Annotated in this window: 15 protein-coding genes and 2 pseudogenes; 7 read left to right on the forward strand and 10 right to left on the reverse strand. The window is 60.6% G+C overall.

The features are described 5' to 3' along the window. Positions 1-212 precede the first annotated feature (212 nt). The gene (locus ACSLGO_RS17815) at positions 213-3,029 is read left to right on the forward strand and encodes a GH25 family lysozyme (RefSeq protein ID WP_436401607.1); all 2,817 of its coding nucleotides are present in this window, start codon (positions 213-215) and stop codon (positions 3,027-3,029) included. Positions 3,030-3,099: 70 nt separating this feature from the next. Here ACSLGO_RS17815 and ACSLGO_RS17820 read toward each other — a convergent pair whose 3' ends face one another. Beyond that, positions 3,100-4,341: a lipopolysaccharide biosynthesis protein gene (locus tag ACSLGO_RS17820; protein WP_436401608.1), complete on the reverse strand. Its 1,242-nt coding sequence runs from the start codon at positions 4,339-4,341 to the stop codon at positions 3,100-3,102. A gap of 198 nt (positions 4,342-4,539) precedes the next feature. On the opposite strand from ACSLGO_RS17820, the gene ACSLGO_RS17825 reads away from it, so the two are divergent. Then, positions 4,540-5,649 carry a glycosyltransferase gene (locus ACSLGO_RS17825; RefSeq protein ID WP_436401609.1) on the forward strand — a complete coding sequence of 370 codons (1,110 nt, stop codon included), beginning with the start codon at positions 4,540-4,542 and terminating at the stop codon, positions 5,647-5,649. Here the strand turns inward: ACSLGO_RS17825 and ACSLGO_RS17830 are convergent, their stop codons facing one another. From ACSLGO_RS17830 to ACSLGO_RS17840, 3 genes are all read right to left on the reverse strand, one after another. Beyond that, positions 5,650-6,729 (reverse strand): glycosyltransferase family 4 protein, encoded by a 1,080-nt coding sequence (locus tag ACSLGO_RS17830; protein ID WP_436401610.1) that lies wholly within the window; start codon positions 6,727-6,729, stop codon positions 5,650-5,652. It abuts the gene before it with no gap. Positions 6,730-6,816: 87 nt separating this feature from the next. Continuing rightward, positions 6,817-7,203, reverse strand: coding sequence for a DUF2304 domain-containing protein (locus tag ACSLGO_RS17835; RefSeq protein ID WP_436401611.1), 387 nt, complete (start codon positions 7,201-7,203; stop codon positions 6,817-6,819). Continuing rightward, on the reverse strand, positions 7,203-7,847 hold the full coding sequence (locus ACSLGO_RS17840) for a glycosyltransferase family 2 protein (protein ID WP_436401612.1): 645 nt from the start codon (positions 7,845-7,847) through the stop codon (positions 7,203-7,205). Before ACSLGO_RS17840 ends, ACSLGO_RS17835 begins: the two co-directional genes overlap by 1 nt. Before the next feature lie 310 nt (positions 7,848-8,157). On the opposite strand from ACSLGO_RS17840, the gene ACSLGO_RS17845 reads away from it, so the two are divergent. Together ACSLGO_RS17845 and ACSLGO_RS17850 are read left to right on the forward strand one after the other, a co-directional pair. Beyond that, positions 8,158-10,155 carry a DUF6541 family protein gene (locus ACSLGO_RS17845; protein WP_436401613.1) on the forward strand — a complete coding sequence of 666 codons (1,998 nt, stop codon included), beginning with the start codon at positions 8,158-8,160 and terminating at the stop codon, positions 10,153-10,155. Positions 10,156-10,474: 319 nt separating this feature from the next. Then, positions 10,475-11,624: pseudogene (locus ACSLGO_RS17850) on the forward strand (IS30 family transposase). An 88-nt stretch (positions 11,625-11,712) separates the two neighbouring features. On the opposite strand, the gene ACSLGO_RS17855 reads toward ACSLGO_RS17850, so the two are convergent. From ACSLGO_RS17855 to ACSLGO_RS17875, 5 genes are all read right to left on the reverse strand, one after another. Then, a complete protein-coding gene (locus ACSLGO_RS17855) occupies positions 11,713-12,438 on the reverse strand; it encodes an ABC transporter ATP-binding protein (protein WP_436401614.1) in 726 nt (241 codons plus the stop codon). A 3-nt stretch (positions 12,439-12,441) separates the two neighbouring features. Continuing rightward, positions 12,442-13,260, reverse strand: a complete 819-nt coding sequence (locus ACSLGO_RS17860; protein ID WP_436401615.1) for an ABC transporter permease — start codon at positions 13,258-13,260, stop codon at positions 12,442-12,444. An 80-nt stretch (positions 13,261-13,340) separates the two neighbouring features. Then, the gene (locus tag ACSLGO_RS17865) at positions 13,341-15,395 is read right to left on the reverse strand and encodes a glycosyltransferase (protein WP_436401616.1); all 2,055 of its coding nucleotides are present in this window, start codon (positions 15,393-15,395) and stop codon (positions 13,341-13,343) included. Continuing rightward, positions 15,392-16,579: a UDP-galactopyranose mutase gene (gene glf, locus ACSLGO_RS17870; protein WP_436401617.1), complete on the reverse strand. Its 1,188-nt coding sequence runs from the start codon at positions 16,577-16,579 to the stop codon at positions 15,392-15,394. The genes ACSLGO_RS17865 and glf overlap by 4 nt, the downstream gene beginning before the upstream one ends. Positions 16,580-16,683: 104 nt before the next feature. Continuing rightward, on the reverse strand, positions 16,684-18,729 hold the full coding sequence (locus ACSLGO_RS17875) for an acyltransferase family protein (RefSeq protein ID WP_436401618.1): 2,046 nt from the start codon (positions 18,727-18,729) through the stop codon (positions 16,684-16,686). Positions 18,730-19,164: 435 nt separating this feature from the next. Here ACSLGO_RS17875 and ACSLGO_RS17880 point away from each other — a divergent pair. Together ACSLGO_RS17880 and ACSLGO_RS17885 are read left to right on the forward strand one after the other, a co-directional pair. Beyond that, positions 19,165-19,479 (forward strand): annotated as a pseudogene (locus ACSLGO_RS17880) (FHA domain-containing protein); the annotation flags it as partial. A 675-nt stretch (positions 19,480-20,154) separates the two neighbouring features. Next, a complete protein-coding gene (locus tag ACSLGO_RS17885) occupies positions 20,155-22,920 on the forward strand; it encodes an FtsK/SpoIIIE domain-containing protein (RefSeq protein WP_436401619.1) in 2,766 nt (921 codons plus the stop codon). On the opposite strand, the gene ACSLGO_RS17890 is transcribed toward ACSLGO_RS17885, so the two are convergent. After that, positions 22,917-23,342, reverse strand: coding sequence for a hypothetical protein (locus ACSLGO_RS17890; RefSeq protein WP_263127232.1), 426 nt, complete (start codon positions 23,340-23,342; stop codon positions 22,917-22,919). The two genes, ACSLGO_RS17885 and ACSLGO_RS17890, sit on opposite strands and share 4 nt — an antisense overlap. Before the next feature lie 256 nt (positions 23,343-23,598). Between ACSLGO_RS17890 and ACSLGO_RS17895 the strand changes: the two genes are divergently transcribed. Next, positions 23,599-23,847, forward strand: a complete 249-nt coding sequence (locus tag ACSLGO_RS17895; protein WP_055239553.1) for a WhiB family transcriptional regulator — start codon at positions 23,599-23,601, stop codon at positions 23,845-23,847. Positions 23,848-23,921: the final 74 nt, after the last annotated feature.

Raw genomic sequence — 23,921 nt, forward strand, 5'->3', positions numbered from 1 at the left:
TTGGGAGATGTGGAAAACAGTCTGTGATGTGGCGTGCAAAACCCGCCGTCGCTTTCTGTCACGTCCAAGGGCACAGCAAACCTAGAGCCAGCTCGGCGAGGTTTGTCCATATCTGCTGCCCACACAGAGCACTTCTTGGGCATAAGCAACAACATTCACACTGGCACCGGTAATGTTCACCATGATCCGCTCTCGCCCATTCTGGAGAACCAGTGCAACAATCCCACCTCGCACCCATCCTCGCTGGCATCCTCAGCCTTACGCTGGTGGTCTCGGCGGCACCTGCCTACGCGACAGTTGACGAACAAGCGCCAGCTCCTTCTCAAAGCCCATCAATTCCGGATACCCCAACCCTCTGGGACGATCCACAAGACTTGCAAGCAGACCCTTCTCCGACAGATGCGGCAGAGCTAGGGCGCGACGGATTAGGCGACAGGTCTGAGACACCCACCGCACCGCTGCCTGAGCCGGAACCGGAACCGTTGCACCAAGAGGCGGACCCGACGCCGTCGGAAGCCGCCGAGGGGGGACTCACCGAAGCAATCGGTATCCTCGGCGCCAAAATGGGCCAGGGCTTGGAACGACTTCAGGAAACGAACAACGCCCAGATCCCAAGCCCCTCTGAGACTCAGGAACGAATTGAAGCAGAGCAGGTGCTGCTCGAGGAAGGTTTTGCCGATCCGGAGCTGGCAACTGATCCGGAGAAAGCAGCTGCTGCGGCCCGTACTGCGTCGCGGGATTCCCTGTTGAGTCCCAACACCGCACTATCGCCACTGCTCCAATCCAGGTCAAGTTCAACGTCACTGGCGGCGACCTGGCAGCCGTCCGGGATCCAGGGCATGGACGTGAGCAGCCACCAGCCCTCAGTTAACTGGAGCCGTGCTTGGAACCAGGGATCGCGCTTCGCATACGTCAAGGCGACGGAGCATACGACCTACAAGAATCCACTCTTCGCCAGCCAGTACAGCGGTGCTGGTTCCGTAGGCATGTACCGGGGCGCCTATCACTTTGCCATCCCCACCCGGGATTCTTCGGGAGCGGCCCAAGCCAACTTCTTCGTCAACAACGGCGGCGGGTGGTCTGCGGACGGCAGGACCCTGCCACCCCTGCTGGACATCGAATACAACCCGTACCCGGATCTGGGCGACACCTGCTACAACTTCACCCCCGCCCAGATGGTGTCCTGGATCCGTGACTTCTCCAACACGGTGAAAGCACGCACCGGCCGGCTGCCCATGATCTACACCACGGCGGATTGGTGGAACCGCTGCACCGGCAACAGCACAGCCTTTGCCAACCACCCTCTGCACATCGCTCGCTACAGCACCGCCGGTCCCGGCTCGATGCCGGCAGGCTGGAGCACCTACAACGTCTGGCAGTACAGCAGCAGCGGCCCCTTCGAGGGCGACTCGAACGTCTGGAATGGGTCCGCAGCCGAACTGTCCTGGTTCGCGAAGAACATCACCCCGGATCACACCCAACGTGTCTTTTCTCCGGGGGATATCACCGGCGACAAAATAGGCGATCTGGTCACCCGCCGTACTGACGGGACCCTATGGGTATCGCCGGGGAATGGGAAGGGCGGCTTCGGATCGTCCGTACGTATCGGGCAGGGGTGGGAGATCTACAACCTGTTCGTTGGGACCGGCGATTATGACGGTGACGGCCGAAATGACTTCCTTGCACGCCATGTCGATGGCAGCTTGTGGCTCTACTCCGGCACGGGAAGAGTGGACGCGCAGAACGAAGGCTACAAACCGGCGCGCAGAATAGGCTCGGGTGGTTGGGACGCCTTCGACACAATCGTCGGCGTCGCCGATGTGGACGGTGACAACCGCAGTGACCTGATAGCAAGGCGGACAGACGGCTCAGCGTTCCTTTACTCCGGCACGGGGACCGGCGGGCACGGGCCATCCAAACATCTGGGCGCTGGTTGGGAACAGTACACCCGAATGGTGGGGACGCGCGATTTTGACGGCGACAGGCTTAATGACCTCCTGATCCAAACCGTAGATGGCCGTCTCAGGCTTCTGAGGGGCACAGGGACTGGCGCATTCGAAGCAGGTCCCTGGATCGGCCAGGGCTGGAACGTTTTCGTTGAGGTATACGGCGGCGCTGACTTTAATGGCGACGGCAGAAGCGACCTCATCGGACGGGATGCAAAGTCCGGGCTGACATTTTACGCAGGGACCGGCAAGGTGTCGGAAGGTTACTCCCGCGCTTTCGTCAGCCCGTCAACCTTTCCAGCTGGTGCTCCCGCGCTCAGTCCCGGAGACTTTAACTCTGACGGCCGCCCCGATGTGCTGACGACCGGTTCAGACGGGAGACTCTGGTTCCACCGCGGAATGGGGAACGGCCGCTATGCCGCTCCATCTCAAATAGGGACAGGCTGGAACATCTACCGGGAGGTGATCAGTCCCGGAGACTTCAATTCCGACGGCCGCCCCGACCTTCTCGCGCGCGGCCGCGACGGCGGCCTGTGGTTCTACGCGGGCACCGGCCAGGTTGGGGGGACAAACGAGGGCTACCTGAAACCCGTCAAAGTCGGCAGTGGGTGGAATATCTACAGTCAGATTTTGGGAGCGGGAGACCTGACCGGGGATGGGAAGCCCGACCTGATTGCGCGGCATGAAAACGGCACCCTCTGGCGGTACGACGGCACGGGCCAAGTATCAGCAACTAACGAAGGTTACGGCAAGGCTGTCCGCATAGGCACCGGCGGGTGGTCCAATCTGCAGCTCTCAGCGCCGGGCGACTTCGACGGGTCCGGCACAACCGACGTGCTGGCGCGTGACCCATGGGGCAGCCTTTACCTATACAGGGGCAACGGAAATGGCACCCTTGCTGGCTCGGAGTTGATCGGACTCGGCTGGAACCTCTTTTCCCAGCTGCTTGGCACTGGCGACACCACTGGGGATGGGATAGGCGATCTCATAGGAGTGACTTCCTCCGGGACAATCTGGCAGTACACAGGCACCGGGAGCAAGTCCGAGGGGTACGCGCCCGGCGTCGCCGCAGGGAGACTGTGAATCGATGGGCCGGCGGCTGCGCGGAGATCGTTTCTCCGGCACTCGTCCGTCCGGGGCTCATGTCACGCGCTCATGTCACGGTGTCGTCCTGAGGGGGCTTCGAGACGGCGATTGCAGAGGGCCGGGCGAGAAAAGCCAGAAGCGTTACTGACGCAGCCGACAGCACGGAACCGGCAGCAAAACCGGCTATCGCACCTCCGAGCCCGTGCTCGGGTGCAAGGAAGGCCATCGCCGCCACGCCGCATACGGTCGCGCAGAAGGACGCCACCGAGTATGCCCTGTGCCTTCCGGATGCCATCAAGTAGGCCCCCGGCACAGCCGTCAGCGAGGAGACAGCAACGATTGCGAGCAGCAATTGGAGGGTAGGCACTCCCCCCTCGTACCGCCCGGGGAACACGATGCTCATCAGCCACGGGGCGAGCACGATGAGGACACCGAATACTACTAGGAAGCCAATCACACTGAGGCCAAAGAACATGGCAGCCTGCCGGTGGGTCTGGCGAGGGTCGACCCCGAAACGACCCGAGAAATACTGGACGAGAACCTGGTTCAACGACTGTGCCAACATGTTCGCGGGTGTGGCCAGAGTCAGCGCCGCCGCGAAAAGGTCCGCCTTCTCTTTTACGTCGAATGCCTGAACGAACAGCATGACGGCTGGCAGCAGCCCTCCTGCAGCAACGAGGCCGAAAATTGCGTAGCCAGTGAAGCTCAGAACCTGCTTCCGCTGATGAACAGGCAGCGGTCCCCCCGATTGGCGGGGCCAGGCCATGAACGCGTAGAGACCGTATCCAACGCTGAGTGGCAGGAGCAGGGTCCAGTGGGCCCCTCCGCTAGTAACGGCCAGTAGCACACCGAACGCGACAGCCGCCGAAACGATGTCCAGAACCGTCGCCTTCGTCGCTCTCGCGAAGCCCAGTAGGGTTCCCCGGCTGAATGTATACGCCCCGTACGACACGACGAGCAAGGTTGCCGCCGCGGCCGAAGCCATGTCGCCGGTGAAATAGTAACTGATCGGGAACGAGATAGCAGCCGCCAAAGCCGAAGCGGCCCAGAAAGACCTGCGCAGCAGGCGCAACACCCCGCCTTGCGCAGGGCCACCGTGCTCCGCAGCGGGAATGAAACGCATCGACGCTACACCGGCACCTGCAGACCAAAAAAGTGAGAAGTAAACTGCAAGGGACAGAACGGCGGAGACTTCCGCAAGAACACTGGAGGTGTTGCCAATCCAAGTGGTGTACGCAAACCGGACTACGCCCTGAACCAATACGCCAAGAGTGGCCACGAGCGCGTGGTACAGGAGAACCATTTTCACCACTTAAGCCTACCCGGCCAGTGGAAGTTCTCCGGACGCCGTGCATCCCTGCATCGGGCTTGTGCATGCCCGAGCCAGATCCGCGGGCGGCACCACGGACCGACGATGAGTCGAGTCGCGCGGCACGAACCAGTAGACTGGCTAACATTTACCCCAGTCCTAAGATCCTTGGAGCATGTCTTGCGAATCCTCTATGTCATGACAGATGCCGACATCGGGGGCGCGGAAGTCGTGGTCGAGACCATGGGACGAGCGACACGTCCCGGCGATGTGACCCAACTCGTCGTCCTCATGGAGCCTGGAACTATGAGTGAGCGTTTGGACAAGGCGTTCAGCAATGTCCACTATCTGGGGTTCAAACCCACTTCACGGGATCTGTTCGGCATGGTGCGCGCCCTGGAAAGGGAGTGCACGGAATTCGGCCCGGAGGTCATCCATTCGCACCTGTTTCACGCGGATTTAGTAGCAGCGCTGGCGCGCTATCCGAAGGCCGCCAAGGTGAGCACTATCCACACTCAAGGTTTCAGCAGGGCGGACCACATTCTGACTCGCACCATTGCGCGGGCAGTTGGCCTGCTTTCGTTCAGGTTTGACGCCGTCGTACCAACCGGAGAAGCGTGCCTCGCGTTCGGAAAGAAGTACTGGTACCGGGGGCTCACGGACCCGATAGACAATTCGGCAACCATCCCCGAGATGAACTCCTACAACCCATCTTCGAAGATGTTCCTTTCGCTGGCGCGCTGGCATCCGGTCAAAGGACATCCCGTCCTCTTGCAGGCTTTTCGTTCCCTGCTGGAGATCCATCCAAACTGGACGCTGGCATGCGTGGGTCCGGGCGCTTCCGAAGACAACTCGGATGCCAGGCAAGCAGTAGTAAACGCCGGCCTGCAGGATGCCCTTGAGAATGGGAAACTGCAGCTCCGGGGACCCACTCAGGATGTCTCCAGTGTCATGGCGGAGGCGGGAGCACTGGTCATCTCCAGCCTCTACGGAGAGACTTTTCCGGTCGTGGGGGTGGAAGCAAATGCGGCCGGCGTTCCAGTGATAACCACGGACGTTGGGCAGTCGCGGGCGTTCGTAGCAGATCCTAGCCACCTCGTGCCCCCGGGCGACGCGCATCGCCTGTTCGAAGCAATGCGCCGATTCGCCGATCTTGGGCATGAACGCCGAAGCAGTTTGTCACAACTGGTTCGCTCGCGGGCAGAGGCGGAGTTCAGTCCGAAGAAGGCCGCCGAAAAGTATCAGGCGGTATACAAACTCGCTATCGGTCGGCGACGAGGCGTGGAGAAGAAGGCCATAAGCGGTTAGCTAACCCACAGACTTGACTGGGTTCTTTTGAGCTGCAATCCTCGCCTGTTCCACGAACTCCGCGGAGCGCTTCGACCAGTCCATATCTCCCAGGAGCTCTGAGGATACCGGCACCGTAGGCGTTCCAAGAGCGATCCTGGACGCCTCAACCCAGGATTTCGCGTCGTTGGTATCAATAGTCTGAACGGCGGCCCCTTGTTGCTTCAGGTACTCCGCAGCGGCAACCGGAGCGCTTATCACTGCTCCCCCTGCGGCGACCGCTTCAAGAAGGGTGGTTTGAAACCCCTCCGCCAATTCAGTCGGGTTCAGCAAAACGCTGGAGGTTAAGACAGAACGAATCGCATCCGGAGGCAGATAGCCATGAATGGTGTACCGCTCCCTATGGGGAGAGCTGGCTACTCGTTTTTCGAGTAATGCTCGCTCGGAGCCGTCCCCGATGAAGTGGACGGACAATTCCTTAAATTCAGGCAGCAGCTGTTCGCCGACTTCCACCACCCTTTCCCAGCCCTTGCCTGGTACGAGTCGTCCCAGAAAAACCAGTCGGTGAGGTGTAACTCTCGGGGCTGCGGAATGTGCGAAAAAGCGGGAGTGGATCGCGTTGTGAAAAACGGTACTGTCCCTGCCCGCCAATCTCTGTACAAAGGCTGCTGAGGCAGAACTTATCGCCAGGACCCGATTGGCAGACTTCAGTACATACCGGCCCATGGTCCAATCAACCAACCGACTAGCAGCCGCAACGATCGATGAGACCCCGCGCACATGGTCAGATCCGTGCTCTGTATGTACGACGGGCACGCCTAGGGCACGTCCCGCCCTTATACCCAAGAACGACATGGGGAAAAAGCGTGTGTGCGTGGAAATTACCTCTACGCGTTTTTCGCGAAGGATCTTCGTAATTCTTCGTCGCGCCCCGGGCTTGGGGAAGGCCAAGACCCCGCCGATGGGCCTGGAAGATGCCATTCGCAGGACCTCAACACCGTCCTCTGTGGCATCCGAATTGTCGTTGTCCAGGGTGACAACCGTCACCGAATGGCCCTTCATGGACAGCTCTTTTGCAAGCGCATGGACATGCAACTCCACTCCACCCACCTTGGGCGGATAATTGTTCACTACAAAAGCTATCGATTTCGGTGTCGAGTTGTGGAAACTCCGGCCGCCCGCCATCGGCTAACGCCGACCCTCACGGCTATGACCGTCAACGGAACGCTCAGCATGCTCGACAGGCCCTTCAGCCTCGTCCAGCGCCAGACGCCGGGAAAGCTTGGTGATCGAAGTTTCCAGGCTGTGGAATCGCTGATACGTGGTAGCCATGTAGACGAAGAAACAAATGATAGTGGCATAGAGGACAAGATCTGTCCCTCGTCCGATACCAAGGAACGAGGCGGTTGTCGAAAGGACCTCGGGAAAGAATATAGAGAACACCGCTGCGACTGCGAATATCGCCAGCAGAATCCTTCGGATAGCAAGGTGTCTGGCATTACTGCCACCCCTCATCAGCGCAAACGATACTAGAATGACCGCCAGAACCAAGACTATCTGCACAACGATTATCATCAGTTTTTACCTAGGAATAGTTCGGCAACAATGTTGACGGAGTTCAAAAGTGACTGGCCCTTCGCACGAGAATAATCTGTGTAAATAATTTCGACGGGATGCTCAACCCACGTGGGTCCCAGCTTGGCCAGCTTGTTGACAATCTCAGATGCGTGAGCCATGCGGTTTTGCGTTAAGTTCAGGTTCTTGGCTACATACGGATTGAAAGCACGCAGACCATTGTGCGCGTCCGTGAGGGGTAGCCCGGTAGACAATCGTGATTGCAAGGCCGCAGTCCGCAGGACCACACGTTTCGCAGCGCTCAACTGTGTCCTTCCGTCGAGGAACCTCGATCCGAGGACGATGTCAGCCTCCCCCGAGAGTACTCGCTGGGACATGGCGTGCGCGTCTTCAACCCTGTGCTGTCCGTCCGCATCGAATGTCACGATGCACCCCAACTCCGGATCCTGCAGCGCGTACTCAACTCCGGTCTGGAGTGCCGCGCCTTGTCCCAGATTAATGGGGTGCTGAACAACGACCGCACCGGCAGCTCGTGCAGCCTCCTGCGACCCATCTGTGCTCCCGTCGTCAATGCAGACAACATTGGGGAAAACCGGAAGCAGGCCAGAGACTACCTCTCCGACAACCGTGGCCTCGTTATACATCGGAATGACTACCCAAGTTCGAATCACCGGTCCATTATCCCACAGCCGCCGCTGCACCGAAGGCTGGGGCCCTTCGATGACTCCTGCGGAGTGCTGTGTCGCACAGGCCCGTGCAGCGACGAGGATCGTTCACGTGGCCCAGTTCGAGCAAGAACCGGAGGTTGACGGGTTTGGTGACAGTACTGCGGTGACGAGATGATGGTGGCATGCTTGGAACAAAACCCGCCGCCAGTACGGTCATCCGGCTGCATACCATCTCTTCAGAACCCGGTGCAGCGACCTGTTCCGGGCAGGAACATGGACCCGCATCGTGAGCTGGCTAAACCTCATACCTTATTTTTTTGCCGCATTCGCGATTCTGTTCCTTCCGGGAGGAGCCTTAGGCGTCGCCCTGGGACTACGCGGTATTGCCGTACTCAGCCTCTCCGGACCGCTCTCAGTCAGTATTATCGCGTGTACAGCTGTGCTGAGCGGCCTGCTTCAGTTGGAGTGGGGTCTGCCGATCGTTGCTGTAACCACGATGTTAGCTTCAGTCGCTGCTCTCGTCGTACGGCTTTTGGCGACGCTGCGGCGCCGGGCCGCAGGAGAGACCGCATCTCTTCCTCCAGGCCCTGCCGGCTCGGGTAAGAGGCGCCTGTGGTCCGGAAGTGCCGCGGCCACGTTTGGAGTCGCCGTAGGCGGACTTCTCATCGCATGGCGCTTCATTCACATGTTTCACTATCCCCAGAACATATCGCAGACATTCGACGGTATCTTCCACCTGAACGCGGTTGAGTACATCCAGCAAACCGGAAACGCTTCGTCTTTGACGATTGGACGACTAACGAACCCCGAGTCGACCACAGCCTTCTACCCGGCCGCCTGGCACGCCTCAGTTTCTCTGTTGGCCGACACGGGAATCTCCGTTCCAGAAGCCATCAATGTGGGTAACATCCTTATCGCCGGCCTTCTTTGGACCAGCGGATGCGTATTCCTCGTCAGCCGTATACTCGGCACTCGAACGATCGCGCTGCTCGTAACTGGCGTTCTGTCGGCAGCATTCTCGGCATTTCCATATCTCATGGTCGATTTCGGTGTGCTCTATCCGAACCTCCTGGCCATTGCGCTGATGCCGGCCTGCCTCGCCTTGGCTGTAAGCATCGCAGGAGCCAGTGAGGCTCCTGTCCCAGGACGCCGAATGTCTTTCGTTGTGCTGGGCTTGATACTTCCGGGCATGCTGCTGGCCCACCCGAGCACTCTCATATCGTTCCTCGCCCTGACGCTGCCCTTGGCCGCTTGGGGCTTCGTTGCCCTCTGGAAGACCCTCGACGGGCGCAAACGCGTTCGATATCTACTCGCGTTCGCGAGCCTGGTCTATCTGGGAGCGGTCGTCCTGCTCTGGAAGAACATTCGGCCGGATCCTGCAGGATCAACCTGGGAACCCATTGAATCCGCCGCTCAAGCAGCCGGCGAAGCCTTCCTAAGCGCTCCCATTGGCCGACCGGTTCCTGTCGTCGTTGCTTTTCTGACCTTCGCTGGCATCGTCTACTGTGCCCGGAATCTTAGACGCTTCTGGTGGCTCCTTGGATCATTCGTTATTAGCTGCATGCTCTTTGTAATAGTGGCCGGCTTCCCATGGGGGGATGTGCGATCGGCCTTCACCGGGGTTTGGTATAACGATCCTTATCGGCTGGCCGCGCTTCTGCCCGTGATGGGACTGCCCATGGCTGCCGTCGGAGCCTGGGCAGTCACCGACGCCGTTTGGATCCGCATCGTCGCACGCGCCGGCTCAACCAACCTGCGATTCCCCCTTCGACGGGCCGGCGCCGTCGGAGCTGCTGTTGTTCTCCTGCTACTCCTCACCTCGACGACACAGGGGAAAAGCATTGATGCAGCCCAGGCCTCCGGAGCTGGCAATTACATCCTGTCTGAGGACTCGCCACTACTTTCCACGGACGAGGCAACGCTGCTGGAGCGGGTACCGGATCAAGTTCCAGAAGACGCGATGGTGGTGGGAAGTCCGTGGACCGGTGCTGCCCTGGTTTATGCACTCGCAGGGAGGCAGACTCTAATGCCCCATACTTTCTACACGCTTACCGACGATGGCAGGACAATCGTGGAGTCATTGGACGACGTCTCGGGAGATTCGTCCGTCTGCACGGCAGTTCGGGATCTCAATGCGTTCTACGTATTGGATTTCGGTCCCAGAGAGGTGCACGGTGGCGAACACATATATCCGGGATTGAACGAAATAGAAACTTCTCCGGGGTTTGAACTTGTCGATTCCGAAGGTGAAGCCAAACTGTTCCGCGTCACCGCCTGCGGCTAGCGCATACAGAATGGACCCGTTGCCAACCGGCGGGTTCTAGCGGTCGTTGCAACACCCGATCATTTTGGGAGTTGCAACGACCGTGTCTGTTTCATCAGGAAACCAGTCCCGTCCGCGGCATAGCGCGGCGCAGATAGCAGAGTTCTTCGAGGTCTTCGACCGTGTGGACGGTGACGTGAGCGCTGCTGCCCGGGAACTTGGTTTGAACCGTGTCACGTGCGCCGGCTGGGTCCGGAAAGCCGGGCTCCGGGGTCAGGGCCGCCCGGGCTGGAAACCCCACCCCCGGCAGCGGGAGTTCTTCACGCTGCTGAAGGAGGGAATGCCCCTAGGTGAGGCGGCCAGGTCTGTTGGTGTGGACGCGGGCCGGGCACGGCGCTGGCTGACACGGTCCCGGGCCGGAGCCCGCTTCCGTGCCGGCGGGCCGGGCACCGGTTACAACGAGGGGGTGAACCCTCTTTCCGAACTGCCCGTGACCCCGGGTAACGGCCGGTGCCTGTCCTTGACCGAGCGGGACAGATCCAGGACCTGCGCCGTGCCGGTGAATCAGTGCGCGGTATCGGCAGGGTGCTGGGCAGGCCGGCCTCGACGATCAGCCGGGAGCTGGCCCGGAACACTGCCGCGGGGATGGGGTACCTGCCTCATGCCGCGCACCGCCTCGCAGCCGGGCGCCGGCACCGCCCGAAAACGGCGAAGCTCGCTCTCTCCGGCAGGCTGCGGGAGTATGTTCAGGCCGGCCTGGTGCTTCAATGGTCCCCGGAGCAGATTTCGAAGAAGCTGATCACAGACTTTCCCGATGACCAGGAGATGCGTGTGAGCCCCGAAACGATTTACCAGAGCTTTTACTTTCAGGCACGCGGCGGACTCAAGCGTGAGGTCCAGACCGCGCTGCGTACCGGGCGGGCACGGCGGGTAGGGCACCGCGAACCGGACCGTCGCCGGCCCGGTTCATCGATGAGGCCCTGATGATTTCCGCCCGCCCGGCCGAGGTCCAGGACCGGGCAGTACCCGGCCACTGGGAAGGGGACCTGATAACCGGTGCCCATAACCGTTCCGCGATAGGCACCCTCGTCGAGCGCAGTACCAGGTATGTGATGCTGATCCACCTGCCCGGAGACCACAGTGCCGAGACCGTCAGGGACGGGCTGGTCAAGGCCATGAGTGCCCTGCCCCGGCATCTGCGCGGGTCGCTGACCTGGGACCAGGGCGTGGAAATGGCCCGGCACCGGTCTTTCAGCATGGCCACCGGAATGCCGGTTTACTTCTGTGATCCGGCCAGCCCCTGGCAGCGCGGATCGAACGAAAACACCAACGGGCTGCTGCGTCAGTATTTCCCCAAAGGAACCGATCTCTCCGTCCACTCACCCGAAGACCTGGAACTCGTAGCCCAGAAGCTCAACGGACGCCCACGTAAAACGCTCGACTGGGACAGCCCAGCCGAGCGTTTACGTGATCTACTTCTAAGCACCTAACAACCCAAGGTGTTGCAACCACCCCTAGAATCCGCCACCTGGCAACGGGTCCATTCTGTTCACAGATCAAGAGCTATCCATCCGACTTCTACAAGCGCATCCGATCGACGACCTCGCGAACCGGAGCGTCCATGACTATCCGCCCGTGTTCGAGCAGCACCCCGCGCTCGCAAATGCGGGAAACAAGATCCAGGTCGTGGCTAACGACTACCAGCGTCTTACCCTCACCAGCCAGTTCCTTGATCTTGTCAATGCACTTCTTCTGGAACGGCTCATCGCCGACGGCCAGGATCTCATCGACGAGGAAGACCTCAGGGTCCGTATGGACCGCTACGGAGAAGGCAAGTCGAAGGTACATGCCCGAGGAATAGAACTTCACCTCCGTGTCGATGAACTGACCGATCTCTGAGAATTCGACAATCGAATCAAACTTCTCGTTGATCTCTTCCTCGGTCATCCCCAGAATGGCACCGTTCAAATAGACGTTGTCCCGGCCGCTGAGGTCATGGTGGAATCCGGCGCCAACTTCGATCAGACCGGCGACACGCCCCCGGGTACCGACACTACCGTCGTCTGGCCTCATGACACCCGAGATGTGTTTGAGCAGCGTTGACTTCCCGGAACCATTCAGGCCCAGCAGAGCCACAGCCTCTCCCTGATCGACAGTCAGGGACACATCTTTGAGGGCATCAAACTTTTCGCTAAGTTCGCCTTTGCGGCCTTTAACGAGCCAAACGAAAGCTTCCTTCATTGAGCGCGTATGGCGCAGGACGAACCTCTTGCTGATGTTGCGTACTTCAATGGCGGTGGCCACGTGTCAGAGCTCCTGAGCGAATCGGCCTTCAAGGCGGCGGAAAACGAGCTGTCCGATAAGCAGGAACAGCCCCGAGATGGCCAAACCCACGGGAATCCACAGCGAAAGCAAGTGTGGAGGAATCGCCTCTGCTCCGTCAGTCGTGGGCAGCCAAAATGCGTAGTGGAATGTCTCGACCCCCACTGTGATGGGATTGAGCTGGTAGATGTTGAAGAACGTCTGACCGAGCTTGTCCCGAACCATCAGCCACGAATACAAGACCGGCGACGCCCACGTGGCAATCATGAGCAGCATATCCACAAGATTCTCTGCATCCCGGAAGTACACATTCACGGCGCCAAAGAGCAGGCCAAGGCCCGTCGCCAGCAGTCCCACTATCAGGAACCCGGCGACTGCTGCTGCCACCTGTAGAACGCCAGGCCGCCAACCGTTGAACAGACAGGCAACCACCAGGATCACAATCTGTGGGACGAAGTGCACGCCCGAGACCCAAACTGACGCCACTGGAAAAAGCTGGCGGGGGAGATAGATCTTCTTGATCAGGCCGCCATTTCCCACGATTGAGCGGGAAGCATTGCCTAGCGCCTCTGTGAAGAAGTTGATCAGCACGATGCCTGAGAACAAGTAGATGGCATAGTTCGGCAAACCATCCGGACGTCCGGGGCTCCGTTCGAGACCAAGGAAAATGCCGAGGGCTACGTAGAAGACGATGAACTGCACACCAGGCTTAACGTAGGACCACACCAGGCCAAGGATTGATCCGCGATAGCGGACCTTCAGCTCCTTGGCGACGAGGAGTTTAAGGAGGAACCGTGACTTCAAAACGTCTTTAAGGCCTGCACCAGCCCCGGGCGTAGTTAGTTTCTGCGACGGGTCGCCTCCGTCGGTGGTTCTAGGGACCACTACTTACCCGCAGAGTCATTTGCGTCCTTCGAAGGCTCGGAGACGACCAAACCATCGGAAGACATGGCTGCAAACGTCTCTTTCCATGCCTCGGGGGACGTAAAGTTGGGGAGTTCGGCACCGTACTGCTCTGACAGTCTGTCCCAGTTGAGCAGCAGCTCCTTATGAAGCTTCAGGCTCCGCGCGATCATCTCTCGAAACTTCGCATTGTCCCGCTGATACCAGGAAGCGCCCGTTCCATCTGCTGACGACACTAGCGCGGAATCGAGCTGGGAAAGCCTCCACCACCGGGCATCCATCGCGGGTACAACGGCCTCTGGGTTCTCCAGTGCGTTGCCGCGTACCGGAACAGCCTGCCGAATAGCGCCTTTCACAGCTTTCACGACGGCCGTCCGCATATTCTGAGGCGCTACGGGCTGAATTCCGCGTTTGGGAGGGCGCACCCGGCGGACCGGCGGGAAAGCTCCCACATCCGTACTGACCTTGGCGTCCGTGAACTCAGCCCGGCGCTTACGGATTTCGGGCAGTTTTGTCTTGATGGTTTCGTGCAGATGTCCAGGTCCTTTGAGGACATCTTCAAGACCCTCGAGCCTGAGCTCTACTGCCGAGTACTGCATGGAAAGAAGGTGGCGTACGTCGACGGCGAAGCTCTCCTTCATCAGGTTTCCACCCTTTTTGTACGGTGAGTAGATCAGTGCCGCAATCCATCGGTTGCGCTGGTGGAAGTAAGCCTGCCAGTCGATAGTGTCGTCTTTTTCGGTCCAGGGCATGTGCCAAACGGCGGCGCCGGGAAGCGAAACAGTCTTGTAGCCCTGCCGCTTCGCACGGATCCCGAATTCCGCATCATCCCACTTAATAAAGACCGGAAGCGCAAGCCCAATTTCGCGAATGACCTTAGTTGGGATGAGGCACATCCACCAGCCGTTGAAATCTACGTCCACGCGTCGGTGCATCCACGGCGTGGTCCGCAGATTGCTTGCAGAAAAGTCGTGAGCTTCTTTGGTTTCCTGGTTCGGTCCCCAATAGAAACGCCACTCGTTGATGCTCTCCCCGAACGTATGGAGGACGGAACGCTCGTAAAGGTTGAACATATGCCCGCCGACGATGGTCGGAGTCCGGGTGAAGTCTGCAAACTGAACTGCTCTTAGGACTCCCTCCGTCTCGACCATCACGTCGTCATCGAGCAGGAGGCAGTAGTCACTCTCACCTTCATTGACCGTCTCGAACATGCCCCGCGCGAATCCGCCCGATCCGCCCAGGTTACCCTGCTCCACCAGCTTGAACTTTTCGCCCAGAACGGCAGCGGCCTTGTCAAAGCCTGCCTCGTCCCGCACCCGTTTGTTGCCCTGGTCAGTAATGATGAGGCGGTCCAGGACCTTCAGCAGGTCCGGCGATTCGGCGAAGGTCGTCAAATGCCTCACGCAGAAGTCTGGCCTGTTGAAGGTCGTAACGGCAATCGAAACAGTACCGGGAACAAAATCCTCCGGGGTAGGCACCGCCCACTCGGCCTTCAGCAGTGTTACGCCTTTTCCATGCGAAACGAGGTCGAACCAGTACCAGCCGCCGTCTCCAAACTGCTTAAGCGGCAGGTCGATGGTCAACAGTCCGCCTGAGACGGTGTGCAAGCTTTCCACACGGTTGGAAGTGCCACGAGGGGAGGATCGGTAAACGATGACCGTAGCCTCGTCGTCGACCTCCACGGACAGTCGCACATGTTCAACGTCCGTGTGTGCCCGCCAGTAACTTGCGGGGAACGCGTTGAAGTAGGTTCCGAAGGAAACCCGGTTAAATTCCGGAAGTCGCACCTGGCGTCGTCCCACGATGAAATCTGAACGCTGGTTAGCCGTTTGTGCGACTACTGCGCCAGCTGACGCACCGGTGCGGGAGGTGCGGGAGCGGTCGTCAATGACCCGCTGTGCCGAATTGAAGTCGACGTACAGCGGCAGCGTGTCCATGTCCCCGTCGGTCGGTAGAACAACACGGTGCACTGTTTGCCAGTCTGTCTCCACCGAAGATGCATCCCCGTCGATTTCGTTCTGCGCTATTGTGCTCACGCGTCGACTCCTCCACTTTCCAGCTTGGCTCCCCCGGTGAAATGGGGCTTGATTTTGTTGTCGTACATGGAAAGGGCCGATCCGATGGCCATGTGCATGTCCAAGTACTTGTAGGTGCCAAGACGTCCGCCGAACAGGACGTCCTTCTCCCCCTTCGCAAGATCACGGTAGGCAAGCAGCTTGGCGCGGTCTTCTGCGGTATTGATCGGGTAATACGGTTCATCGCCCTTTTCGGCAAAGCGTGAGAACTCCCGCATGATGACGGTTGCGTCCTTGGTGTAGTCACGCTCCGGGTGGAAGTGGCGGAACTCGTGGATCCGGGTGTAGGGCACGTCCTCGTCGGGGTAGTTCATAACCGAAGTTCCTTGGAAGTCCTCAATCGGCAGGACTTCTTCCTCCAGGTCAATAGTGCGCCAGGAGAGATCGCCCTCCGCATAATCGAAGTAGCGGTCAACCGGGCCGGTGTAGACCACCGGAACCTGGCCGAGCGTAGTGGCGCGTGAGAACTCGTGTCCGTCGTCGAAGAAGTCGGTTTTCAGGTGTACCTGAATGTTAGGGTGATCGGCCATGCGCTCGATCCACGCCGTGTAGCCATCCACTGGTAGGCCTTCGTACTTGTCATTGAAGTACCGATTGTCATAGGTGTAGCGGACTGGGAGGCGGGAGATGATCTCGGCGGGCAGGTTCTTCGGGTCTGTCTGCCACTGCTTGCCGGTGTAGTACTTGATGAACGCTTCGTACAACGGGCGGCCGATCAGTTGGATGCCCTTGTCATTGAGGTTCTGCGGGTCGGTTCCGGCGAGCTCGCCGGCCTGCTCCTGAATGAGCGCCTTTGCCTCGGCGGGGCCCATGGAGGACCGGAAGAACTGATTGATTGTGCCCAGGTTGATCGGCATGGGGTACACCTCGCCCTTATGGCTGGTGTAGACCTTGTGCACGTAGTTAGTGAACTGAGTGAACTCGTTCACGTAGTTCCAAACGCGCTCGTTGGAGGTGTGGAAGAGGTGCGCTCCGTAGCGGTGCACCTCGATCCCGGTCTGGGCTTCATTTTCACTGTAGGCGTTTCCACCGATATGGTGCCTGCGGTCCAGGACGGCAACCTTCAGTCCCAGCTCCTTGGCGGCGCGTTCGGCAACGGTGAGGCCGAAGAAGCCCGATCCGACGACGACGAGGTCAACGTTCACTTGTTACTCCTGTTAGGTATGGTGGCACCAACGGCACGCACCCGACGGTCAAGGTTACCGAACAATCCCGGACTACACACATCACACTCGGCCCAGTGGTTCTGTTACCAGCCCACGGCCTGGCGCAGCCTCTCTTGAAGGACACTGGACATGGACTCGGCATAGGTGCTGGTCAGGTGATTGTGGTCCATGTAGACGAGCACGTTTCCCACTACAGGTCTGCATGTTCCGTCGGGACATATCAAATCTGTCATATCGATGAGAGAAATCTCGGGCACCGAGTCGAACTGACGCCGCAGTTCAACAGGTCCGGACAGCTTCTGGTCCACGGGGACGCGGCATTCATCTGCGTCCGGACCATATGTTTCAACGCAGCTGACCATGTTGAACTCAAACCGCGGGTTGTCTCGAACGGCGGCAACCTGAACACCGGCCTCATACAGCCTCTCGGCAGCATCCGCCAGACCGGGGACGATCGGGTCATTGGGCTCTGTGGGATGCGCATCAGTTCCTACTACGAAGACGAGATCAGGATTGAGCTCCAATGCATAGTCCAAGGCCGCGGCGTTAAACGCCGCGCATTCCTGCCCCTGCCCTGCACTGGGGTCGCCAAACTTGCAGCCGCCCTTGAGGGTCGTGATAATCCGGTATCCATTGTCCTGCCCGATTCGCTTGAGCGGGTTGAGCCATTGCTGGGAATGTGAGTCGCCTAGAACAAGAATCGTCTTGTCATAGGAGGTACTTAGGGTCGTAGAACAGTCACCCAGTAGGGCGTTCGTTGGTCCATCCTTCAAGGCACTGCAGTCACTATCGAGATTTCCCCATTCCTGGGCCAGAGAACTCAACAGAGGAATAATCGGTGCGCCGGGGTCGCTCTCATCCACATAACCAGGGAGCAATACCGCGGCGCCTGGATTGTTCCGAACTGCATCGGCTGCCAGACGGTCTGCTTGGAGCTTCAGCCCGCCCTGCCAAGCCGCAACCGGCGTTGCAACCAGGGCAACGCAGATCGCAATAACAACAGCCGCCCTGCGCTTCTTCTTCTCCGCCCAGGCGAGCGATCGCAGGGGACGCTCCACAAACCGCGTCGTCAGGTACGCCAGCACGAGAGACAGAGCAATGATGGCAGTGCCACCGACCGGCCCCACGTCCTCGCGTCCGCGCCAGATCAGGTAGATGATAAGGACGGGCCAGTGCCAGAGGTAAAGGGCATAGGACATGTCTCCGAGCCGGATCAGGGGTTTCCAGGTCAAAAGCCTGTCCGCTCCGAACGGGCTTTCCGTCTGTCCCGCAAGGATTATGAGAGCGGCGGCTACGAGCGGCCAGAGTGCAACATAACCGGGGAACTGGCCCTGGACATCAAGGATGAACCCCCCGGAGAGCATGGCGGCCAGACCGATCCAGCCTGCCGCCACGCGTACGGGCTGCGGAAGCTTTAGATACGGCAGCGCCAGTACCAGCAAGGTACCGAAGGCGAATTCCCAGAGTCGGGTCCTGGTATCGAAGTAGGCGTGGACCTGGTTTGTATACGTTTCGTAAATGGAGAACGTCAGGGACGCCACAAAGACTGAGCCGAATACGAGCAGGACTGCCCTGCGGATGCGGATCTTCGCAGCTTTGGCAATGACCGCGGCCAGCGCGAAAAGCAGTGGCCAGAGGATAAAGACCTGGCCCTGAACGGACAGGGACCAGAAGTGCTGGAGCGGGCTTGCAATGCTTTGGTCAGTGGCGTAGTAATCCACCGAGTTGGCTGCGAGTGCCCAGTTTTGGAAGTAGAAGAGCGAAGACCAGGTCTGGGACAGGATTTCGGACCACCGCGAGCGGGGGACGAACAAGGCCGTAGCTGCAAGGATGCCCAGAAGGACAACTACGACGGCCGGCAGCAGGCGTTTGAACATATGCAGCCAGTAGCGGCCAAGGTCGAGGGCCCGTCCCGCCTCAAGTTTGCGCACAAACGACAGGGTGAGCAGGAAGGCAGAGATCAGCAGGAAGATGTCCACGCCGCCGGACACCCGACCAAACCAAATGTGGTAAGTCACCACCATGAGCACAGCAAGCGCCCGAAGTCCCTGGACTTCGGGCCTGAACCCCGGTTTCGGGTGGGCACGCGGCTGCTCATGCTTCCGAGTGACTAGTACTTCCTGGTGCACGCGGACCTTTCAAAGTAACTTCTAGCGGTCTCCCCCGGCGTGAGTCTACCGTTCCTCCACGGCTCGCCCCTGCAACACCACTCGCCCCGTGGCACGGAAAGTATCCACAACTGCTCTGAGTGCCGAGGTTTCCTAAGCACTCTGGCAATAGTCTGGTTTCACCTGGATGTTCCTCGTCAGGGAGGTGAACTTTTGGCGATCCACGCAGCAGCAGCGGGGCGTTTCGTGTCCCGCGGCCTCTCCTCAGCGCCCGCGACACAGGTTCTACCGATCGTGATAAATCCCACGTCTTCCATACGCAATGCGGAGCTAACCGCCCAGGTGAAGAACCTGTTGGCTCTTTCCTCCGCCCCGTTCGGGCCTTCCACCGCCCGTGTGTTCGAGCTGGCCGACAGTCAGGAGGGCCGTATCCTCATTCCGTGTGTCACCGATCGCATGGAACCCCGGATCAACCGTCCCCTCCCCGGGCTCCTCCTCGTCACACACACAGGACCTGATGCCGGACATATCGAGGAGCTAAGGCCTGGACGCTACTGGCTGGGACGCCCAGACCCGGACACCGCGCTGGAGGGCACTGGCATCCTGATCAGCGACCCCTCGCTGTCCCGCGTTCATGCCCGGCTCGAGGTGAATGCCAGGGGCGTGCAGATTTTCGACCGGGGCTCCAGCAACGGGCTGTGGGTTGACGGAAAGCGCGTAAACCACGCGTGGTTGTCCACCATGTCCCGGGTACGGGCCGGAGATACGTTATTCCGGCTGCATGTACCGGCATCGGATACAGGACAGGCGGACGGGTGGCTGGAAAACACAGGAACAGGCAGCGCCCCGCAATCAGTGGACTGTCCCGTCGAGATAGAGGGCACACCCCCGCAACGGCCGGGCACAGGGACCCTGGCAGCAGCATTTCTTCCGCTCGGGCTCGGAATCGCACTGGCAGCGGCGACCGGAATGTGTTTCCTCCTGGCCTTCTCGGGCATTGGCGCGCTCACCGCCGGTGCCGGGCTCCTCAGCTACCGACGCCGCCTTACCGCCTTCCGATGTGCCGAAGGGAAGGCAAGAGAAGCAGACCGCCGCCGGCGCCATGCCCTGCAGCCCACCCTGGGCGACCGCTGCCTGGCTGCTCTGGCAGGTTCAGCATTCGGAGAATCCATCCGATTAGAACCAGCACCGGATTCTACAAACCACACCCGGAATCCGCTCGTCGCCCTTCGGCTTGGCACCGGTTCCGTTCCGGCAGACCTGGTACTCCGAAGTCCGAGTGACACGTGGCGCCCTCCAGTGCTCGACGCGGTCCCGGTGGTCTTGGAGGCACGGGCCGGCTGCACGGTTTGCGTCTCGGGTGCCTCCAGAAACGTTCAAGGACTCGTCCGTTCCCTGCTGCTCCAGCTGGGAACCAGCGGCGCATCGGACAGACCCGCGGCCGCATTGCTCGGTGCCACAGCAGATGAGCTCACCTGTGATGCCCGGTTCATCCCCGGCATCCATCTAGTGCCGGCCAAGCACGCGAGCGCGGCGGCGGCGGCACTTGCAGATCTCGCTGCTTCGCGTCCCTGCTACCCCCTGATCGCGGTCGCACCGCCGGGCTTGTGGGACACGGCCCAGGGCATCTGGGACATTCTTCCGGAACAGACCCGCCAGCTCACCTGCCTCATCGCCTGCAGGGATCCCGACGCCCCGCCGCTCCCCCGAGATACTGATCCCGCAATCGCTCTGGTCCGGGACGGGGGAACCCTCGACCAGGACAACCAGCGGCAGCATTTTGTTCCGGACCTGCTCGGGGCCCGCAGCTTCCACCGGGCCGCGTTTCAGCTGGCAGGGGCGTCCGCCGGAACTCCGCCGGAAACTGATTCCCCGTTGTTTCCGGAACCCGCGGGGAAGGCATGGAGGGAAGACCGGCCGTTTCGCGCGGTAATCGGTTATGCCGGCGGGCACCCCGTGAGTCTGGACCTGGTCCAGGATGGACCTCACATCCTCGTTGCCGGCACCACGGGTTCCGGAAAGTCCGAACTGCTGCGTACCTTTGTTTGCTCACTTTCCTGCGAGATTCCACCGACGCGGCTGAACTTTCTCCTGATCGATTTTAAGGGCGGGTCCGGATTGGCGCCCCTGGCTGAACTTCCCCACACCGCGGGTTTCCTCACCGACCTGTCCCAGGAGAATGTTGCACGCGCGATGACCTCGCTGCGGGCTGAGCTACGGCGCCGGGAGTCCCTGCTCGCCGAAGTCCGAGCCAGTGACCTGGATGAATACAACGCGCGAGCAATTCCGGGGGCGGAGCTTCCGCGCCTCGTCGTCGTGGTTGACGAGTTCCGTATGCTGGCAGACGCGGTACCAAACGCCGTACAGGAACTGATGAAGATCGCAGCCCTCGGCCGGTCCCTGGGCCTTCATCTGGTTCTTGCCACGCAGCGGCCGCAGGGCGCCGTCACAGCCGATATTCGTGCCAACGTTTCTACTGCCATATGCCTGCGCGTTCAATCCGCCCTGGATTCCCGCGACGTTATTGGCTGTGACGACGCCGCAGCCATTTCTGCATCTTCTCCGGGAAAAGCGATCCTGCGCCTCGCCGGCGGGCCTCCCCTGACCTTCCGGGCCGCATCCACCGCGGCGAACGACCCCAACCTGCCGCTTGTGCAGACCCTCGCGGATTTCCTGTCCGCGCCCGCAAGGACGGCAGCCCCGTCCGGCCCCGGCCTGAAACGGATTGTGGAAGGCCTCAAGGCCGCCGCCGTACACGCCGGATTCCCGGAGCACGGGCAGGCGCCCGTCAAACCTCCGCTCCCCGTTGAACTGTGTTCCCGTCCTGTCCCATCCGCGGGCAGTCTTCGGATAGGGCTGGCAGACCAGCCCGCTCGCCAGGCCCAGCAGTGGCTCGACTGGGACCCTGATCAGCATTCACACCTGGCCCTGATAGGCCTGCCGCACGCCGGCCCAGCAGCCGCAGTGTCCACGCTCGCCCGGCAGCACCTGGCCAACCTGCCCGGCAGACATCTGTATGTGCTCGACGGCGACGGGTCCCTCGCCTGGGCAGCTCGCCATCCGCAGGTGGGCGCCTGCGTACCGCCCCATGACACGGCCAGGGCCTCCAGGGTCCTGTCGATGCTGGCGGATGTCCTGCTCGAACGGCTGGCGGACCAGCGAAACGCCGCCGGCATTACCGTCCTGGTCTCCGGATGGGGACGTTGGCAGGAATCGTTCCGGTCAGCTAAGCCGTCCCCCGCGGAGGATGCCCTGCTCTCCCTGGCGCGGGACGGTACTGCCGCGGACGTCTGCCTGCTCGTCTCCGGGAACCGTGAACTGACCTCTGCACGGTTCTTCCAGCTGTTGCCTAACAGGTTATGGTTCCCTGCCGGGCTTTCGCAGGACGCCCTTCTTACCTGGCCGCGCATGCCCGAGCTCAACCCGTTGCCTGGCCGCGCCTTCGTCCAGGGTCCGCTAACGCCAGGGACCGGGGAGGGTCTGATGGACGGGACGGCGGACGGGTCGGAGACCCTGGTGCAGTGCTACCAGCGCGGCTGGCCGGCCGAACCTGCACCGCTCCCGGAAGGAATTCCGCATCCGCGCCGTATAGACGGGCTGCCGCGCACTGTCCTGTTCAGTGACCTCGAAGCTGCCTCCGGGCCGTACAGCTTCCCGGTCGGCATGGGAGGAGATGAGCTCAAAACCATCGAGGCGCAGGTGCCGCCCGGATCGGTTTTTACGGTCCTGGGCCCGCCAGGTTCCGGGAAAACCACTCTCCTAAAAACCTTCGCCGCAGCAGGGCGGCTGTCCCCCGCATGCGAGGGCGCGCCAACACTTCTCCCCAGAATCTGCTGGGCCACGCCTGCGAAGGGAATCACCGGAACCAACGGCAGCATTCCTCCACCTACCGGGAACCTGGAGGGATGGCTGGTCCTGGCAGATGACGCTGACCAGCTCCCTGCGGAAGTCCATCATGTCATAGCGCAACTGCTTGCGCGGGGTGCCGGAATAGTCCTCAGCGCCGTTCCCGCCTTCAATCTCCTCGCCCGGCTCCCTGCACTCAACAGGGTCCGGTTGCCGGGCAATGGTGCGCTGCTGGCACCTGTCCGCGACTCTGACGGCGAGTTCTTTGGGGTCCGGATGGCGGTGGAAGGCAGACCGGCACCGGGGCGCGGGTACCTCCTTGCCGGCGGTTCACCCGTGGAAGTGCGGTTCGCCGTTCCCGGCTAGAAAGTCCTCGCGTCTCCGCTGGTCTGCGAGGTCCAGGCGATGACGGGTTTCGTGAACAGCAGGAGCAGCACGGCAGCGGCAGGGAGCAGTAGGACCAGCCCCACCACTATGACCCCGCCCTGCAGGGTTGGCACTGCGATCACAATCATGAACAGCTGCCAGACCAGCGCGGCAGCCCTCGTCCACCGCATGCCGCGGAAGAAGAAGTGCCCCACGACCAGCAACCAAACAGCCACCAGCACAATCAGGAAGAGACTGAAAACGGCCCCTCCCATAGAGGTTGGGGTGGAGTTGAAGAGGTTGTAGACATACCAGCCCGCGACGCCCAAAAGGGCGAGTGCCTCAAAGACCAGAACGGCTGAAATGAGTACGACGGCTCCCGGACGAGGTGCGTGGGCCGCGGAATTTTGGGGTCTTGACACACTGGCACCATACCGGACATAGTCGAGGAGCAGCGACCGGTTAGGGATCCTAGAGGACCGAGGCCACGGGCCTTTGTGACGCATCACTCATCATTTCCGGCAGATTAACAGCTTGTTAACCCTTGTTTGCGTTTCCATCGCGTGACACCCTAGTAGAGGGGATCAGGGGCCGAAACCGGCCCCTTTAGTTTGTGGTTGCTCGTGAATGTTTTCACAAACAAGCGGAGTCAACTTTTAAGAGGAGATAGTGATTAGCATGGATTGGCGGAGCCGCGCAGCATGTCTGGACAAGGATCCGGAGCTGTTCTTCCCCGTTGGGAACACCGGCCCGGCTCTTCTTCAGATTGAAGAGGCCAAGAGCGTTTGCCGCCGGTGCCCGGTCATCGATACCTGCCTCCAGTGGGCCATCGAAACCGGTCAGGACGCCGGTGTCTGGGGCGGCATGAGCGAAGATGAGCGCCGTGCGCTTAAGCGCCGTGCCGCAAGGGCTCGCCGGGCTTCCTAAGGAAGCAGGACCCCCCCCCGGAGTATTCCGACACAACAAGACTTTGGCCAGGCACCCCCGCCTGGCAGCAAGGA

Source organism: Arthrobacter sp. IK3, from assembly GCF_051337705.1.
Lineage (GTDB): Bacteria > Actinomycetota > Actinomycetes > Actinomycetales > Micrococcaceae > Arthrobacter_B > Arthrobacter_B koreensis.

Excerpts from the sequence above, each read along its gene's own strand:
- ACSLGO_RS17835 (WP_436401611.1), bottom strand. The coding sequence starts at position 7,203 with ATGATAATCGTTGTGCAGATAGTCTTGGTTCTGGCGGTCATTCTAGTA.
- ACSLGO_RS17895 (WP_055239553.1), top strand. The coding sequence starts at position 23,599 with ATGGATTGGCGGAGCCGCGCAGCATGTCTGGACAAGGATCCGGAGCTG.
- ACSLGO_RS17840 (WP_436401612.1), bottom strand. The coding sequence starts at position 7,847 with ATGTATAACGAGGCCACGGTTGTCGGAGAGGTAGTCTCTGGCCTGCTT.
- ACSLGO_RS17825 (WP_436401609.1), top strand. The coding sequence starts at position 4,540 with ATGACAGATGCCGACATCGGGGGCGCGGAAGTCGTGGTCGAGACCATG.